The organism is Leptospira wolbachii serovar Codice str. CDC (assembly GCF_000332515.2).
Classification (GTDB): Bacteria; Spirochaetota; Leptospiria; order Leptospirales; family Leptospiraceae; genus Leptospira_A; species Leptospira_A wolbachii.
On record NZ_AOGZ02000014.1, the window covers coordinates 760,001 to 777,805 of the forward strand.

Sequence of the window (17,805 nt, forward strand, 5' to 3'; positions counted from 1 at the left end):
AAAATTGGGCCTAGCACTAAATTGAGAACCAAAAAAATAAAGATCATCAACTGTGTGCGAATATTAAGAGAAAAGAGTCTATGAAGAGTTTGCTTTATCATATTTTTGAATGTTATAGTTTGATTTAAGAGAAAACAATAACACAGCACGGAATGAAAGTAATTTTTTCGGAATCTCCGTTTTTAGTAATCCACGGAAAAATCCTAACTTTCCATTCGTCGCAACTTCTATAAAATAAACCCATAGATATGAAATCTTTTGTAAATAAAAGATTTACTAGCGTAGATTCTCCTTTACTGGATCAGGAGACATAGGTTCTAAACAAAGACCAACGTTCAAACACCGATCTCTTACAAATAGTAACTATTTCAATTCTTTTGCAATGATCCTAAAGGTAGTTGTATCGGATGATTTTAAAATCGGAACCTGGAAACAATCCTTTCCATAGAATCAGATACCTTTTGCAGACGGTTTGCTTCTTCGGAAATTTCGCTGAAGGTCGCAGAAATTTTGGAATGATTTTCCCATAACGCTTGCAAGTTGGTGTTGGATTCTTCGGTATAACCGGTTTGCAATTTCATTTCGGCCGTGATTTGTTCAGCATCCCTTTGGAATTCACCCACAAGGCCTTTTAAGGATTTAACATTTTCGGAACTGGATTCGCTTGTGCGACCAAACATCTGGACCACTCTTGAAATTTCTTCAAACTTTGATTTAACATCTTCGTTGGTGGAGATAATTTCCTTCATGGATTCTAAACTTTCTTTGGAGGCTACTTGGGATAACTTCACCACTCGTTTGATGTCTTCTATATTTTTTGCGGTTTCATCAGCAAGGCGAGACACTTCCCCCGCAACCACAGCAAAACCTCGTCCCATAGAACCGGCTCTTGCTGCTTCTATGGATGCGTTGAGGGATAGTAAATTTACGCGGTCAGAGATATCTTCTACAATAGAGATGGTGGCTTTGATGTTTTCACTCATTTGGTTCATGACCTCCACCTTTTCATAAGCAGATTGGATGGCATCTTTTGCTACTTGCACCGTGCCAATCGAATGGACTGTGTTTTTTGCCAATTCGTCTGCTTTTTGGGAAAGGTCTGTCATCTCATCAGTGACTCGTGTGAGTTCTAAAGCTAAAAAATTAGTTTTATCTTTTTGAGAAAGAACACGTTCATAGGTTGCTTTGGATAAACTTTGGATTTGGTTTACGGACTCAAAAGTAGAATCGAGTTTTGTTTTTTCCGAACTGACTTGAGAATCAATCACACCCCCTTTATCCAAAATTAATTTGGATGTTTCCAATAGGGAAATTGCTTCGTCTTTTGCGGTTTGAAAGTATTGTCGCAGAGATTCCATAAATAGATTTAGTTTTGTAATCGTATGACTCAAGTTTGTTGCAGAGAGTTGAGGAATTGTTTCCGATAGTTCTCCTTTGGATAACTTTTCAATGGAATGGTTGAGGTTATCAATATCTTCTTTTAAAGATTTACTTCCCACATAAGCCGCATAAACAATAATCACAACCATCATAACAAACACGACGGGCATTTGATAAAGCCAATAGGGAGATCGAAACTCTGTCATCAGAATCAAAAACAAATAATAACCAAAGGTTAACATTGGTAAAAGTGCCACGGCGATCATGGTAAATAGATTCCTCTGAAAAACACCGAAAATACGTATTTTTGTTTCATCTAAAAGGATAGTAGATAATTCTTTTGCCTTGAGGACTGGGCTTAAGTAAACCTCTGTTTGAAAATAGAAAGCCAAATAGATAATTGGTGAGAGCATCACACAAGCATAGGGTAAGGCCACAATTTCCTTCCACGGAAGACCGAGTAAAGTCACAGCCATAAAAGAAAATCCCAAAATGGAAACTGTCCAACGAATGAGAATCACTCGACCTTCCCAATGTGGGTGTTCCAAAAGTCCTTTTTTAAAACCTTCGAGTGTTTTTATATCGGTGTCTTTGGTATAACTTAAGAGCGTCCTGAGCCTTTTGTTTCGAAGACCTATCCCAATCACCAAAGGAACCAGGGAAAGGAGAGTGCCGAGGATTCCCAATTGAATGAGGGTATCCGTAGCAAAACCTGAGGCAAACAGACAAAAGTTGATAAAGTAAGGAAAGATGAGCAAGTATAAGGGAGCTTCAATAGCAACTGTCAACTTCCTGATGAGTAGATTCTGATTCATTTGCTTGGTATCCGCCGTTTAGTTTGTCAATATTCTAGAAAATCCAAAGAGAGTTCACCTACTTTCGCAATTTTTTTCCTATACGAACAACCCTCTGCCAGCGTTCAGGATGCAGAAATCAGGATTCATCCTAATCATTAGAAAAAATCAAGCAGATTGGAGTTCCAAAATGGAGATCTCAGAGGGGGCACCCAACCGGAACGGTGGCCCCCAATACCCAGTCCCCCGACTAACGTATATTAATGAGTCTTTATACTTATGTAAACCTGCGACAAATTTTTGCGCAAAATAAATAAGTAAATTGCCAGGGAAAAATTGGCCCCCATGGGTATGTCCTGAAATTTGTAACTGGAATCCGGCTTCACTTGCTTCGTAAATACTATTCGGTTGGTGTGCGAGAAGAATCTTATAATCGCTATTCTCACCGCCTTCCATCGCTCGTTTAGGGTCTGTTTGGTGGGAGCGAATAATTTTTCCTGCAGCCAAATCGGTCACACCTGCCATTAATAATTTGGCTTTGCCAATGTTTAGAATTTGGTTTTGGTTGAGTAGAATATGAACACCTAACTTTTGAATTTCAGGTAACCATGAAAGAACTCCCGAATAGTATTCATGATTTCCTGTTACGTAAAAAGTCCCATATTTTGACTGAATGTCGGCCAAAGGTTTTAGATGTTGTTTAAGAGTGGATACCGGTCCATCTACCAAATCTCCTGTTATTACAACGGCATCTGGCTTTTGGAGATTGATTCGCTTTACTACACGTTTTAAAAATCTTTCTTTAATCGTAGCACCAATATGCACGTCAGAGATTTGGACAATCTTAAAACCTCTCAAATCTGGATGTAAATCTTTTACAGGGATGGAAACTCGTTTGTATTGTAACCGCACATGAGCATTGAAAAATCCAAGGGAACTAAGGGCTGTCGCCACCACAATGGTAGAAAAAGCCAAACTAAAGTTTTTTACTTCCGTCACTCCATCCAGAGGAAATCCAAAATGAAGTAAGGTAGAAAACAAAACTTGCGAATAATGAGTCACAATTCCTAAATCCACCAGACGTAACAGATCCATAAGAAGAACCAACGTAAAGAGAATAGAGAAAAATCCAAAATTAGTGAAGGTGAGATAGGCAAAAAATGTCTGGGTTTTTTCTCGTTTCGAGATCCGACTTAGAGCATAAGTCAATGGGACAAGCAAAACCAAAGCCCCAATCCCAAATAAAATCACTGTTACCACCGGCCCATTCAGTGAAAGTCCTGAAATCAAACGAAAGGTAGAATAATAATAGATAAATCCAAGCAAGGATGTCAGAACGGACAAAAATAGGAAGAATGCTTTCAATCGAGTAACCCTATTCTTTGGACATGATTTTGATTGTGAAAGTTGTCGATAATTAACCAGAAGGTAGAGGATGAAAGAAAAAGATACAGTTAGAACAAAATCCGACGTAATTTTGATAGGTGCAGGCATCATGAGTGCCACCTTGGGTATTTTATTAAAAGAACTCGCACCCCACCTAACAATTACTGTATTGGAGAGGTTAGATGCCGCTGCAAGAGAAAGCTCTAACGCCTGGAACAATGCAGGCACCGGACACTCTGCTTTCTGTGAATTGAATTATACAATCGAAAACGAAGACGGATCCATCCAAACTAAAAAAGCCCTCCAAATTGCGGAATGGTTTGAAATCTCCAAAGAATTTTGGGGATACCTGGCTGGCACCAAACGGATCCTAGATGCTGATGAATTCATTCATTCGGTTCCACATTATAGTTTTGTCTGGGGAGAAGAAAATGTTTCCTTTCTTCGTAAACGTTATGATGCTTTAAAAAAGTATGAACTCTTTAAAGATTTAGTTTATTCAGAAGATAAAAAAACCGTAACAGATTGGCTTCCTCTCGTGATGAAAGGTCGGGATGATTCGGAACCAATTGCCGCAACCAAAATGGAGTTAGGAACTGATGTCAATTTTGGAACATTAACAAGAGCTATGTTTCGGTATCTGGAAAGTTTTCCAGATGTTCATGTACATTATTTTGAAGATGTGAAGGACTTGGAACGTGGAGAAAATGGATTTTGGCACCTAACTTCAAATAATATACAAACCCACGAAAAAGAACACCATGAAGCCAAATTTGTATTCATCGGTGCTGGTGGTGGTAGCCTTCCTCTTTTGGAAAAATCCGATATCCCGGAAGCCGCTGGGTTTGGTGGATTTCCAGTCAGCGGACAGTGGTTACGATGTCGCAACAGAGAGGTGATCAAACAACATTTTGCTAAAGTGTATGGAAAAGCCAATGTGGGTTCTCCTCCCATGTCTGTTCCTCATTTGGACACAAGGATCATTGAAGGCAAAAAAGAATTATTATTTGGACCTTACGCTGGCTTTACGACCAAGTTCTTAAAAAAAGGATCCTATTTAGATTTGGTGAAGTCATTAGAGTTTGATAATATTTTTCCAATGTTATCTGCCGGAATGCACAACCTTCCGCTGACAAAGTACCTCATAAGCCAAGCAATGCAGTCCCATGAAGATCGAATCGCCGCACTGCGAGAATACTTCCCTGAAGTCAAAGCTGAAGATTGGGAATTAGTTGTGGCTGGCCAGAGAGTTCAAGTCATCAAAAAGGATGAAGAGGAAGGTGGGGTTTTAGAATTTGGAACTGAAGTTGTGGCGGCAAAAGATGGGTCCCTTGCCGCACTCCTCGGAGCAAGCCCTGGTGCGTCTACATCCGTTTCCATTATGTTAGAAGTATTGGCAGATTGTTTTCCTAAAGAGATGCAATCAAATGAGTGGAAAACCAAACTAAAAACAATGATTCCCAGTTATGGTGAGTCGATGAAAAACAACCCAGATATTTGTACAACCAGCAGAAGGAAAACTGAACAACTTCTGGAACTAAACCAAGGAACAAGTATTAGCTCCAAAGTATAAGTTTTAATAAAGCGATTGGGCTTAGGAAAAATTATCTATTTTTTTTTCGAAGCTCAATCACTACTTTTTCTTTAGAATCCACATTATACATCGCAGAGCCTTGTGTAGAATCAGTAATCCTTTTGGGTTTCACACCCTTTTCACGAAGCACTCGAGAGATTGCCTGAGAACGTTCAAATCCAAGATCATAGTTTTCATAATTTCCGGGAACCTCTTCTCTGAAAGGTGTTGTGTAAGTGATCACCTGAACATCATAGTCTTTGTATTCATTTTCTAAACTACGAGCAATCGCATCCAATCTTGCTCGACCTTCTAAGTGGATACGGCTAGAAGGGAGATCAAATATCTCACTTGCAAGAAATACAAAACGTTCCAACTTAGTTTCGACTGATGGTTCTTTGATTTGCGATGGAATTTCAGGACCTACAGATTCAATTACACTCGTTTGTTTGTTCTCCGGTTCAGGAATCGGATTTGTTGATCCAAGAAGCGAAAAATTAATTCCCAAACCCAACTTTAGAAAAGTCTCTTCATAATTTCCCCGATTTCTATGTCCTGAATTTGGAGCTTCATACTTAACAATGTAAACGTTGGAATGTTCTATTTCTGTACTTAAGAAAAACTGGGAATCAAAATGATACCTAAGACCGAGTGCACCAAAAACTCGATTTGTGGTACCACCAAACATCTGTTCATATCCAACTCCACCACCTATCCGAATATACGGATCGATTAGTTCATTCGGTAAAAAATGAAAGAACAGATTCAAGTCTCCTGAATTTGCACTAAAAACAGTTCTTCTACTTTGAACTGCAAGATCATACGTATCACCTAAATTCAGCTTTTCGAGCTGCGAACTTGTATTTGGTCCCAAAAAAGAAAGTAAAACAATATTTCTTGCCTCTAAAGCACGAAAATAGGATGCACTAATCACTTGATTGGAATAAGAAAGCCCAATCCCAAAGTATCGAAATATACCATACTCGAACCCTAATTCCCCTCCATGACTGGAAAGCTCAGTACGGTTTTTCGTAAATTCTGCAATCAAAAGATAATTACCCGCACGATAAAGGGTATCTACATACGGTGAGTTTAACATGAGAAAATTTGGTTGGTTTGTGGTTTCAACGGTTTTCTCCAGACTTCCCGAGTGATTTCCTAACCCGGTAGATCCAAAACCATAAAATATTAAACTCCCTTGATCAAAACCTTGTGCAAATATAGATGGTGCCAAAAAAAATAAAAAAGTTCCAGTCCATAGGAAACGACATTTCCAATTCATTTTTTGCATTGATGATCGTTGTTTCTCTTAATTGTTTAATCAAGTCGAATTTTTTTAGAAACACTGTCACAAATACCAAGACCTATCTCGTCTTGGTAACGAGGTGTAACAATGAAACCAAAAATATTAATCCTTGGGGCCGGATATGCAGGAATTTTGGCTGCAAACCGTTTAGACAAACAATTGAAAGATGCCGAAATCATAATCATTTCTGAATCGATAGGTTTTAAAGAAAAAATTCGTTTCCATGAAATGGCTTCAGCGGGTCAGAAAAAGGAAATAAAAATCAAAAAACTTCTGCGAACAAGGATTAGTTTTTTACAAGGAAAAGTTAAGGATATTTTCCCCAATGAAAAATCAGTCGTAGTCGAAGGAAATCCAGATCGAATCAATTACGATTATCTTGTTATTGCTCTCGGAAGTTCTCAAATTCGTCCAATACAAACCTCAGAAGCATCTATCCAATCAAAAGAAGCTGTTTCTGATTTTTTGAGAAAAAACAAACAAAGAGAAATTCAAAAACTTTGTATTATTGGCGCGGGTCTTACCGGAATTGAGATGGCATCCGAATGGAAATACTTTCATCCCCATTCAACAGTTACTATCATTGACAGAAACGAATTAGGATCTTCGTTTTCAAAAAGAGCAAAAGATTATTTAAGAGTCTTTATGTTGGAAAACGATATCAATATTTTGGAAAACACCCACATTAAAACGATAAGCGAAAATGAAATCACTCTCGAAAACCAAAACAAAGTATCGTTCGACTGTCTTTTAAATTGCACCGGATTCAAAGGCCCAGATCTACTAAAAGAAGCAGGCTTTCAAACAAATTCACTAAATCAAATCTATGTCGATCCCTTCCTCAGATCTCGTCAATACCCCAATGTTTTTGTTGCGGGAGATTCAGCTTACCTAGAAAACTCAATCTTACGTATGGGTTGTGTGACTGCACTACCAATGGGAGCTTATATTGCCGACCAACTCGCAAACTTGATTAATGGAAAAAACCTATCACCTTTTTCATTTCAATTTGTTGGCCGTTGTGTTTCTCTTGGTAGGAAGGAAGGTTTTATTCAATTTACCTATGGAGATGACAGACCAAAAGAATGGATCATCAAAGGAAGATGGGGGGCAATGATTAAAGAACTAGTCAATCGATTTACTATTTTTTCATTGAAGATGGAAAAACAATCTCCCTTTCGATTCTATTTTTGGCCAAAAGGAAATCCTTTGCGAATGGAAGAGATCGATTTAGCAAAAACAATTTCTATTAGGACATGAATACGTGAATGATATAGAATTATTTTTAAAATGGAAACACTATATTTTCTCTATCGCATACCGAATTACTGGTAGTTATGTGGATGCAGAGGATATTGTTCAGGAGAGTTATCTTAGATGGCTCTCCGCAGAAAAACTCTCTATCCAAAACCATAAATCTTATTTAGGAAGCATATCAGCAAGGCTTGCTTTTGATCTTTTGAAAAAAGCCTCACGGAAAAAAGAATCTTATATTGGACCTTATTTACCTGAGCCAATCCCTGAAACCGCAGAGTCAATGGATGATGAAAAAATCAATTTTGCTTTTCTTGTGATATTGGAAACACTCAATCCGACAGAACGAGCAGTCTTCATATTACGGGAGTTATTTGATTTTGACTACGAATCAATTTCAGGCATCGTAGGTAAAAATACTGACAACTGTAGACAAATTTTAAGTCGTGCTCGGACTGCCATCCAATCTCGAAAGAAAAAATTTGATCCAGATCCCAAACTCCACTCTAAACTTTTAATGGAATTTAGTTTTGCATGTTACAACCAGGACACAAAATCACTAACCCATTTACTACGCGAAGATGTCATTGCCTTCTCCGATGGAGGTGGAAAGGTTCATGCAGCAAGGATTCCCATTCCTGGGATACAAAGAGTCATTTCTCTACTCGCAAGAACTACGAAGAAAGCCGCAGGAACCACAGAAATATTTTTCGGTTATGCGAACGGCTCACCAGCCATCATCGGGTATTCCAAGGATGGACCAAGTATTGTCCAAATTTTTACTACCCAAGGGAACAAAATCGATACAATATATAATTTAGTAAATCCTGATAAACTAAAAGGGTTTCAGAACAAAGAAAACCTTATGAAACTAGGATTTCTACGGAAACCAACGGTTTTTGAATGGTTTTCGTCTTATTGGAAGCATTTTATTTCCTTTTGGTAAAACACAAAGATTTACTGACTTTCCTTCGTCTCATAACATAAAGGCAATGAAGATATCAAAACCGATCTTCCTTTTGATCCTGCTCATCACAACACTTAGTGGTTGCGATCCCAGTAACATTGCTGCTGTACCTATCGCCAAAAAAGCAGTGTTAGATCTTCGTGGTTGGAACTTTGAAACCATGGGGAATGTTCCACTCAATGGAGAATGGCGAATCGACTGGAAGGATTGGACCCCAAAAGAAGATGCTCTGAATCAGGAATTCACCGTAGTACCTGGGCATTGGGCTAACTCAAAATCAGAAAAATATCCAACTGGTTTTGCCACACTAAGCCTAACAATATTAGTTTCTGATAATGCAGAATCTTTGTATCTTCAGAATGGAGTTACTCGCAATGCTTTTGAAATTTCTGCCGGTAATGAGACCATCTACAAATCAGGGACTATTGGAGAAAATTATTCCTCTGAGATTCCCAATCTTAACGTACAAACTGTATCTTTACCAAATTCGCCAAACAACCAGATTCATCTCTCCGTAAGAATTTCCTGCTTTCATTACCATATTTGTGGGATTGCGACACCATACATTTTAGGAACCCATTTAGGAATCAATAAGTCATTTTTAGAAACCATTGGCCGAGATGTTTTTGTATTAGCATCCCTTCTTACCTTAGCCTTCTTCCATCTTGTTTTATATCTTTTTTGGAGAGATGAAAAAACTCATATCTACTTTGCATCCGTTTGTTTTTTAGCCGCAATTCGCTTATTAAGCACAGGCGAAACTCGATTAATCTACAACTACCTTCCTCCTGGAATCTACGAAACCATGGTAAGAATCAATGGAATCAGTTTTGTTCTATTGTATCTTTCTTTTGTCCTTTACGTGAGAGAAATTTATAATTCAAAAGAATATATTTTTGTTTATAGGATCAACTTCTTTGTGGCATTTTTATTATTCTTTGCATTACCTCTAGATATACTTACCTTTTCAAAATTTCTAGCACTACATCTCATCCTCTCCCTCCTCGCACTTTTTGGATTACTCTATCCTATCATTCACGGAGTGATTTTAAAAAAACCGGGTAGCCGATTCTTTTTATTTTCAGTGATTGCAACTATGTCTTTGTTCTCCTTAGACATCCTAACTGAATTTGCAAAAAAAGGGACCGCTTATCTTGCACAATACGGGTTTCTTGTATTTGGCCTTTCACAAGCACTCTTCATTGCAGATAGGATGATTGAGAACTTTAGAAACAAGGAAAGACTCAAACAAGAAAAAGAAAATGCAGAGGCAAAGGTAAACTTCAAAACCGCTTTCCTTTCCACAATGAGCCACGAAATCAGAACACCCATGAATGGAATATTGGGAATGACTCAAATATTAAAACAAACAGAATTATCTGAAGAACAAAGAGAATACTTAAATCTCATTCAATTTAGCGGAGATAATTTGTTACTACTTGTGAATGATATTTTGGATTTAACAAAACTAGAATCTGGACAATTTGAGTTACATTTAGAACCACTTCCTCTTCCTAAATTTTTAAATGATTGTATCCATCTTTTTAAATCACAAACAAATTCAAATCAACTGAAGATTGAATTAGATTTTTTAAACAAACTACCTGCGTTTCTGATCACAGACCAAAGACGATTTGCACAGATTTTGGCTAACCTACTCAGCAATGCGGTAAAATTTACGGAGAAAGGAACCATCTCTGTTTCAATAGAATCAATTCCTTTGCCAGACAACCATGTTCGATTGGTGATTTCAGTCAAAGACACTGGGATAGGAATTCCTGAAGATAGGATGGGAATTTTGTTCCAACCATTCTCTCAAGTACATTCCCATCTTACTGAAAAAACAGTGGGGACAGGACTTGGACTTGCTATCACGAAAAAATTAATCGAGGAAATGGGAGGATCCATTTCTGTACATAGTATTTACGGAAGGGGTTCCAATTTCACATTTCAATTTGATTCTCAAATTCCAGAAGAATCCTTTCAGCCAAATCCATCTACCAACGAAGGCGAAACCATTCCCAAAATCGAATGGGATTCTAAGTTATCCGAAAAATATCCTTTGAAGATTTTAATTGCTGATGACGATCCTATCAATCAAAAAGTATCCAGCCTTTTCTTAAAGAAACTTGGATACACCGCCTTACAGGCTGAAAATGGAGAAGGAACATTGGATATGGTTCGATCAGAATTGCCTGATCTTGTTTTTATGGACATTCAAATGCCGGACATGGACGGAATCACTGTGACTAAGTGCATTCGCCAATCTCAGGCCATTCCCAAACAACCAGTAATTATAGCTCTTACTGCCAATGTCCTCGAGGAAGAAAAACAAAGATGCCTTTCCAGTGGAATGGATGATTTTATGACAAAACCACTCTTGTTACACGACCTTGATTTTATGATCCGAAAATGGGCCAAAAAAGATTTAGCGCCGTCCAATACTTAAAGGACAATACTTTTGGCTACAACCCTCGGCAAACTTCCCCACGGCGATATCCTCAAACGCATTTCTCAGTCAGAACATTTTCAGTCAGGTAGCTTTCAGAACCTGGAACATACCGAGATGTTAGCACCTAACAGCTCCTATTGGAAAATGGCAATAAAGTATTGGCAAAAACCAAATTCGATTCGACCATCATCTCCCATTCCCTCTTCGAAAATCAATTTAAAAGAATTAGATGCCACGAAGCCGCAATACATTTGGTTCGGACATTCTTCTTATTTACTGCTTGCTGAAGGTAAAAAAATCTTAGTTGATCCTGTTTTTTCCGGTTATGCTTCTCCTGTTCCCTTTGCAGTTCAGTCTTTTGAAGGAACAGATGTTTATTTACCAGAGGATATGCCTGATTTAGATATCTTACTCATCACACATGATCATTATGACCACCTAGATTATGAAACTGTAATCAAATTACACCCACGGACAAAAACCATCATTGTTCCGCTAGGTGTCTCTGCCCATCTTCTTTCTTGGGGTGTTCCTTTACAGAAAATTGTGGAGTTAGATTGGTTTGAATCTAAAGAAATTGTTCCTAACCTGACTGTCACCGCCACTCCCACTAGGCATTTTTCTGGACGAAGTGTACTGCGAAACAAAAGCCTCTGGTGTTCCTATGTATTAAAGGTTGGAGAGTACAAAGTGTTCGTGGGTGGTGACTCTGGATTTGGGTCGGTATTCGAAACCATAGGCAAAAAGTATGGACCCTTTGACTTGGCATTCTTAGAATGTGGACAATACGGTGACGACTGGCCTTCGATCCACATGCGCCCAGAAGAAACAGCATTGGCAGCAGAAACCATTGGGGCCAAATCTTTTGTGCCAGTCCATTGGGGGAAATTCATTCTTTCCCTCCATCCTTGGAATGACCCAATCAAACGAGTTCTCATTGCTTCCCAAAACTTAAAACTCAATTTACAGGTTCCTAAAATTGGAGAAAGTTTTTCCTTCACTGGATCCGGTAGTGTGGATGGCTGGTGGAATTTTCAGTGACAGAGAAATGGTTCCTTAAATATAGTCAGATAGATTTTATTTAGGTCTTTAAAATGAAACATGCCTTAGTTGTTGGCGCTACTTCCGATATCGGAATCCATATTGTAGAATCCCTTGCCAAAAGGGGATTTTCCTTGTCTTTAACAGGAAGAAACAAACAGAAGTTAAATGAAATTCTAAAAAAACTAAGCCACCAATTCCCAACGATAACCATTGATACTTACCAATGGGATATCACTGATTTTTCCTCTCATACTTTATTTTATGGCTCCCTTACCACCAAACCTTCGATTGTTTTTTTTGTCGCAGGGTATTATGAAGACCAAACCAAAGCCAGGGAAGACCAAAAAGAATTACTAAAAACAATCAATACCAACTACACTGGTGTTGTTTCTCTTATCAATACAATCTCTTTGGATATGGAACAGAGGGGGAACGGAACCATTGTTGCCATTAGTTCTGTGGCTGGAGAGCGCGGAAGACAAATGAATTATATTTATGGGAGTGCCAAAGCAGGCCTCACTACCTATCTTTCTGGCCTTAGGTCTCTTTTGTTTCCCAAAGGAGTCCAAATCTGCACCATCCAACTGGGACCAGTGTATACTAAAATGTCAGAAGGCCACAATCTCCTCCCGTGGCTCACCTTACAGCCGGAAGTTGCTGGTGAACTTATTGTGAAAGCGGGCCTTGCGAAAAAAGATTTAGTTTACATTCGTTGGCCTTGGCGTTGGATCATGTTAGGGATTCGCATCATCCCTGAATGGATCTTCAAACGCCTTCCACCTTTTTAATCATTGGAAATAAACCAGAACCGACGACTCGGTTAACAAAAATCCGTTTTGCTAATTACTTTAACTTCTGATACTGTGTTACCAGGGTATCGGTATTGGAACCTATCCCTTCGATCCGAGAGACAACGATTCCTTCTTTAGAAACCAAACTATAAACAGCAGAATGGTTAAATTCACCATTCGAAATCTTTTTGTAATTAATACCTAGAACCACGGACAACATACGAACATCCTCTTCCTTACCAGAAAGCAGAGTCCAATTGTCGTTTAATTTCATTTTCTTTTTATAAGCACTGAGAACAGTGGGAGTATCTTTTTCAGGATCAAAACTAACAAGAACCATACGAGGCTCTTGTCCCGTTGTTTCTTTTATTTTTTTTGCTAGTTGTTCCATATCTGCGACAAGTCTTGGACAAATGGATTGGCAAGTGGCATAAAACATACTAATAATAAAAAGTGAGCCTTTGTAATTTTTTAGAACTACTTTCTGGTTGGATTCTGTTGTCCACTGGGAACCCAAGTCAAATAAACTCCCTTGAGCAGCGTCACTAGCGGCCAAAACATGGTCATCTCCATGATGGTGGTGTTCTCCTGAGTTATGTTCATCACAACCAAAACTCAAAATAGAGGTAATAAAAAGAATCATGATTCTGTGAGTGAATTGTATTTTCATAATGGATTGTCCTTATTTTTTTTATCTGATGCACATCGAAATCCTAAATATTTGGCGGTATACCAACCCTTTAAACCAGCACGATACCCATAACGCATGTAAGATGCATAATTGGAAAAATCATTTGCTTTGAGAGAACCGCCCCCACAAAAAAGATTACTTTCTAAATCTGTATCTTGCCTGGAATCCCCAGTGACAGAAGTGTTATTAAAATCAAACACCCACTCCCAAATCATTCCATGTTGGTCATACACTCCAAATCCGTTTTTGTATCGTCCCACAGAAGGAAGAAATTCTGGTTTTTGTTCCCCATACCAATTTAAGATCACCATCTCCACTGCTTTTTTATTTTTACCAGCAGGAGGAATACTAGCAGCATACTCCCATTCGGATTCCAAGGGCAGTCTTTTTCCTTTCCATTGGCAATACGCATTGGCTGAAAACCAAGAAACATAGGTAACAGGGGAATTGGTTTGGTTGGTTTCTGGGCCCTTTCCCTTCCAATCTCCTAAATAACCGCCATCGGCAAATAGAGGAGATACTTTTCCCTTTTTCCATTCAGGATTGGCTCCGATAAACTCGAAATATTCTTTCTGTGTTGCCGGGTACTCATCCAAATAAAAACTTTTGATTTTTACACTAACACCTAACTGGGAATCAGTTTCTTTTAGAAAGGGTTTCCAATTTCCGGCTGGGATTTTTACCATTTCGCCGAAAACTGGAAACACAAGAATTAAAATCATAAGAAAAAACAAACGATACATGTTTGGCTCTTAGACTGCGATGTTATCTTACCTCTGCTTCCGAAACCATAATACCTTTGTTACCCCACTGGTTGTAAACATAACTAAGGACACTGGCAATCTCCTCATTAGAGAGTTCTAAATGAGGCATCACGTTATTGTATTTTTGTCCATTGACAGTAATCGGTCCACTCAATCCCTTTTTCAAAATCTGAATGGCCCGGCCTTTGTCTGCATTGAGATAGTCCGACTTAGCCAGTGGAGGAAAAACTCCGACCACACCTTGTCCTTCTTTCATGTGACAAGCTGCGCAAACCGATTTATAAACACGTTCCCCATTGGCCAAAATTTCTTTGGGAGTTTTTGCTGAAGCTTTGGGTTTTACTTCCGTTACCATTCTTTGGATGGCAGGACCTTCCGGGAGGTATACAGTATCGTCTTGTTTTCCAGAATAAATAGTGGCGTTAGGTTCCCCTTCTACCTTTAGCATCCCAAGCGAACCTTTGTTAAATGTTCTAAAAATAGAATGGTCTACCAAAATGAGGGTACCGGGAACTTCTACTTTAAAATCAACAATAGCAGAACCACCCGCAGGAATTAATGTAGTTTGTACATTTTTTTGGTTGGGAAGAACTCCACCTTCGGTATACACATTGTCAAAAATTTCTCCAATGACATGAAAAGAGGAAACTAAATTGGGTCCGCCATTTCCGACAAAAAGACGAACGGTTTCTCCCACTTTGGCTGTGATAGCTCTATCTTCTACAAGGGAACCTACAGATCCGTTAAACACTACGTAATCCGGAATTTCAGTAATCGCCTTTTCCATGCTAAATGGTTGGAGTCCTGGTTCCCCATTTTTCCCTTTAGTATAAAATTCACTTTGAACTACGTAGTATTCTTTATCAACTTTCGGAAGGTCATCCTTAGGTTGTACAAAGATCAAACCATACATACCGTTGGCGATATGCATTCCCACGGGAGAGGTAGCACAATGGTAAATATACAAACCAGGATTTAAGGCCTTAAAAGAAAATTTAGAAGCATGTCCCGGAATGGTAAGGGAGGCAGCAGCTCCTCCGCCTTGGCCAGTCACAGCGTGCAAATCAATGTTATGTGGCATTTTACTGGAAGGGTGGTTTTTTAGATGGAATTCTACATCATCTCCTTCACGAACACGGATCATGGGTCCAGGTACCGAACCTCCAAAGGTCCAAAAGGTATACTCAACTCCATCGGCAAGCCGACCTACCACTTCCACAGTTTCGATGTTTACGATCACTTTTGCTTCGCTCGTTCTGTCGATATGAGGTGGGACTTCAGGGGCATAAGTAAGTTTGGCCTCTTCTGTTTTTTGTCCCGAACAAACAGTGAATAGGCTTGTTATGACCATGAGGAGAAGATAAATTTTTAAGGTCTTTGATTTCGGTAGTTTCATATACATTTCCGTATCCTTTCGTTTCATTCTAAATTGCCTAAACTCAACTCTCATTGATACAAATCAATAGATTCGAGTGCAAACATTACAAAATGCACAAAAAATGTGAATCGAGAAGTATTTTTTCCTCCACTTTCTTTAATTCAGGAAAAAACCGAGTTGAATTTCTAAATCGACGAATTCGAAACTGGGATAAATATGGGTTTGGTGCCCCATGACTTTAGATCCGCAAAGAAGCCTCAGTAAGTTTCGCAGCCTACTCCATATCTCTTCCATTCTGAATGCAAACCTAGATTTGCACCAACTCCTTCCCCTAATTATGTTATATTCTAAAGATCTACTAGAAGCCGAGGCAAGCTCCCTTTTCCTTTTGGAAGATGAAGAATTTCTCTATTGCGAAGTCGCTCTCGGCGAAAAAGGTGAGATCATACAAGAGTATGCAAGGTTAGAGTTAGGTGAAGGTATTGTAGGGATGGTGGCCAGAGAGAAAAAACCCATCGCTCTGGAGGATGCTTACAAAGACCCAAGGTTCAATGCCAGTATGGACAAACGCACCGGTTTCAAAACCAAATCTCTTATTTGTGTGCCTCTCTTTGTAGAAGACCGAATCATTGGGACTCTTGAGGTTATCAATAAAACCAACAATCGTTTGTTTGATTCCTCGGACTTGGAATATTTAATTTCTCTTTCTGAGGTGGCCGCCACCGCCATCCAAAATGCAAACACCAAAGATAGTTTAGACAAACGTATCCTCGAATTATCTTTGTTAAATGAATTTGAAAGGTTGTCGGTTTCCGAAAAGAGTTTACACGAACTAGGCAAATGGATTCTCAATCGTGTTTTAGAATATTTGGGAGCAACTTCTGGAACCATTTATCTCGCTAATGCGGAGAATCAAGAACTAAGTATTCTCTCTGCTAAAGGAATTCCAGAAGAGGCCTATGAACAAATCAAAGTTCCTTATGGAACAGGTGTGTCGGGTTGGGTGGCAGACAAAAGAGAAAGCCTACTCATCCATAACTTAGATTTGGATCCTAGGTATAACAAACTCTCTCCTTACAAATTTGAATCCAAATCTCTTATTTCCGCGCCACTCATCTTTCAGAACGAACTGCTTGGTGTGATTAGTATCAACAATAAACTTTCAGGATATGCTTTCCAACATTCCGATTTAGACTTACTCACAAATATTGCAGCAAGACTCAGTAGCACGATTAAAAATGCCCAACTATTTCACCAAATTGTAGATACGGGAAAAGAATTGAATCGCGCCAAAAACATCATGAAAAAAATCATGCCTTCGATTCTTCCCAGTACAAGCGAACTTTCCTATGGTGTGGCGCACATTCCTTTGGAACAAGTTGGTGGTGATTTTTATGATGTCACCCAACTGGAAGACTCTAAGTTTTCTATTTTGATAGCAGATATATCGGGTCATGGTCTTTCGGCTGCGGTTCTTGCGGCTATGGCACACATGGTTCTAAAAAACTTTGAACAAGACATCAAACTTAGTCCTTCTTTATTTTTAACAACTCTGAACCACATGTTGTATGGAAAATTGGCAGGAAACTTCCTGACTGCTTTTTACGGAATCATCGACTTAAAAAACAATACCATACTTTGTGCAAATGCAGGCCACCACGCCCCATTTTTATTGGATAAAAAAGACTCACCTATTGTCCAGTTAGATGTCAAAGGAAAGATTTTAGGACTCATCCCAGATCTGTTTTATGATGAAAAAACCTTCCCCTTCTCTTCGGGAAATCGCCTAGTAATGTATACAGATGGAATTACGGAACATATGTCAAAGGATCATAACAAACGTTATGACGAAGATTTGTTTCAGAAAGCAATTCAAAAATCGAAGTCTCTCGGTGCCCAAAGCTCAGCTGATGATCTCATCCAAGCCGCAAAAGATTATGTGGGATCTAACGACTTTGCAGATGATGTAACAGTTTTATTAGTGGATCGGATTTAAAAGCCGACCCACTTTTATTATTTTAAAAC

Annotated in this window: 14 protein-coding genes (1 of these 14 running past the window's edge); 7 read left to right on the forward strand and 7 right to left on the reverse strand. The window is 38.8% G+C overall.

Annotated elements, in window-relative coordinates:
* The 3 genes from LEP1GSC195_RS09030 to LEP1GSC195_RS09040 all read right to left on the reverse strand — a co-directional run.
* A protein-coding gene (locus tag LEP1GSC195_RS09030; protein WP_040506598.1) for a methyl-accepting chemotaxis protein crosses the window boundary here: on the reverse strand, nt 1-101 show its 5' portion. Its footprint begins 1,660 nt before the window's first position; only the first 101 of its 1,761 coding nucleotides appear in the window; the start codon lies at nt 99-101; its stop codon lies off the left edge, out of view.
* Nucleotides 102-413: 312 nt separating this feature from the next.
* A complete protein-coding gene (locus LEP1GSC195_RS09035) occupies nt 414-2,195 on the reverse strand; it encodes a methyl-accepting chemotaxis protein (protein ID WP_015681374.1) in 1,782 nt (593 codons plus the stop codon).
* Nucleotides 2,196-2,342: 147 nt separating this feature from the next.
* Nucleotides 2,343-3,539 (reverse strand): metallophosphoesterase, encoded by a 1,197-nt coding sequence (locus LEP1GSC195_RS09040; protein WP_015681867.1) that lies wholly within the window; start codon nt 3,537-3,539, stop codon nt 2,343-2,345.
* Between the two features lie 70 nt (nt 3,540-3,609).
* Here LEP1GSC195_RS09040 and LEP1GSC195_RS09045 point away from each other — a divergent pair, with 70 nt between their 5' ends.
* Complete coding sequence (locus tag LEP1GSC195_RS09045) at nt 3,610-5,133, forward strand: malate:quinone oxidoreductase (protein WP_015682675.1); 1,524 nt, start codon at nt 3,610-3,612, stop codon at nt 5,131-5,133.
* 31 nt (nt 5,134-5,164) lie between these two features.
* Here the strand turns inward: LEP1GSC195_RS09045 and LEP1GSC195_RS09050 are convergent, their stop codons facing one another.
* Nucleotides 5,165-6,424, reverse strand: a complete 1,260-nt coding sequence (locus tag LEP1GSC195_RS09050) for an OmpA family protein (RefSeq protein ID WP_015680834.1) — start codon at nt 6,422-6,424, stop codon at nt 5,165-5,167.
* A gap of 102 nt (nt 6,425-6,526) precedes the next feature.
* On the opposite strand from LEP1GSC195_RS09050, the gene LEP1GSC195_RS09055 reads away from it, so the two are divergent.
* The 5 genes from LEP1GSC195_RS09055 (at nt 6,527) to LEP1GSC195_RS09075 (ending at nt 12,944) form a co-directional block, all read left to right on the forward strand.
* A complete protein-coding gene (locus tag LEP1GSC195_RS09055) occupies nt 6,527-7,699 on the forward strand; it encodes an NAD(P)/FAD-dependent oxidoreductase (RefSeq protein WP_015681607.1) in 1,173 nt (390 codons plus the stop codon).
* A 4-nt stretch (nt 7,700-7,703) separates the two neighbouring features.
* Nucleotides 7,704-8,639, forward strand: coding sequence for a sigma-70 family RNA polymerase sigma factor (locus LEP1GSC195_RS09060; protein WP_015682110.1), 936 nt, complete (start codon nt 7,704-7,706; stop codon nt 8,637-8,639).
* A 181-nt stretch (nt 8,640-8,820) separates the two neighbouring features.
* The gene (locus LEP1GSC195_RS09065) at nt 8,821-11,109 is read left to right on the forward strand and encodes an ATP-binding protein (protein ID WP_040507038.1); all 2,289 of its coding nucleotides are present in this window, start codon (nt 8,821-8,823) and stop codon (nt 11,107-11,109) included.
* Nucleotides 11,110-11,121: 12 nt separating this feature from the next.
* Nucleotides 11,122-12,153, forward strand: coding sequence for an MBL fold metallo-hydrolase (locus tag LEP1GSC195_RS09070; RefSeq protein WP_015680989.1), 1,032 nt, complete (start codon nt 11,122-11,124; stop codon nt 12,151-12,153).
* Between the two features lie 53 nt (nt 12,154-12,206).
* On the forward strand, nt 12,207-12,944 hold the full coding sequence (locus LEP1GSC195_RS09075) for an SDR family NAD(P)-dependent oxidoreductase (RefSeq protein ID WP_015680669.1): 738 nt from the start codon (nt 12,207-12,209) through the stop codon (nt 12,942-12,944).
* A gap of 55 nt (nt 12,945-12,999) precedes the next feature.
* Here LEP1GSC195_RS09075 and LEP1GSC195_RS09080 read toward each other — a convergent pair whose 3' ends face one another.
* Genes LEP1GSC195_RS09080 through nirK form a run of 3 tightly spaced genes read right to left on the reverse strand, consistent with a single transcriptional unit; the run spans nt 13,000 to nt 15,804 of the window.
* A complete protein-coding gene (locus LEP1GSC195_RS09080; RefSeq protein ID WP_015681319.1) occupies nt 13,000-13,617 on the reverse strand; it encodes an SCO family protein in 618 nt (205 codons plus the stop codon).
* On the reverse strand, nt 13,614-14,381 hold the full coding sequence (locus LEP1GSC195_RS09085) for a formylglycine-generating enzyme family protein (RefSeq protein WP_015682165.1): 768 nt from the start codon (nt 14,379-14,381) through the stop codon (nt 13,614-13,616). The genes LEP1GSC195_RS09080 and LEP1GSC195_RS09085 overlap by 4 nt, the downstream gene beginning before the upstream one ends.
* A 22-nt stretch (nt 14,382-14,403) precedes the next feature.
* The gene (gene nirK, locus LEP1GSC195_RS09090) at nt 14,404-15,804 is read right to left on the reverse strand and encodes a copper-containing nitrite reductase (protein ID WP_408605938.1); all 1,401 of its coding nucleotides are present in this window, start codon (nt 15,802-15,804) and stop codon (nt 14,404-14,406) included.
* Nucleotides 15,805-16,012: 208 nt separating this feature from the next.
* Between nirK and LEP1GSC195_RS09095 the strand changes: the two genes are divergently transcribed.
* On the forward strand, nt 16,013-17,776 hold the full coding sequence (locus tag LEP1GSC195_RS09095; RefSeq protein WP_015681545.1) for a GAF domain-containing SpoIIE family protein phosphatase: 1,764 nt from the start codon (nt 16,013-16,015) through the stop codon (nt 17,774-17,776).
* Nucleotides 17,777-17,805: the final 29 nt, after the last annotated feature.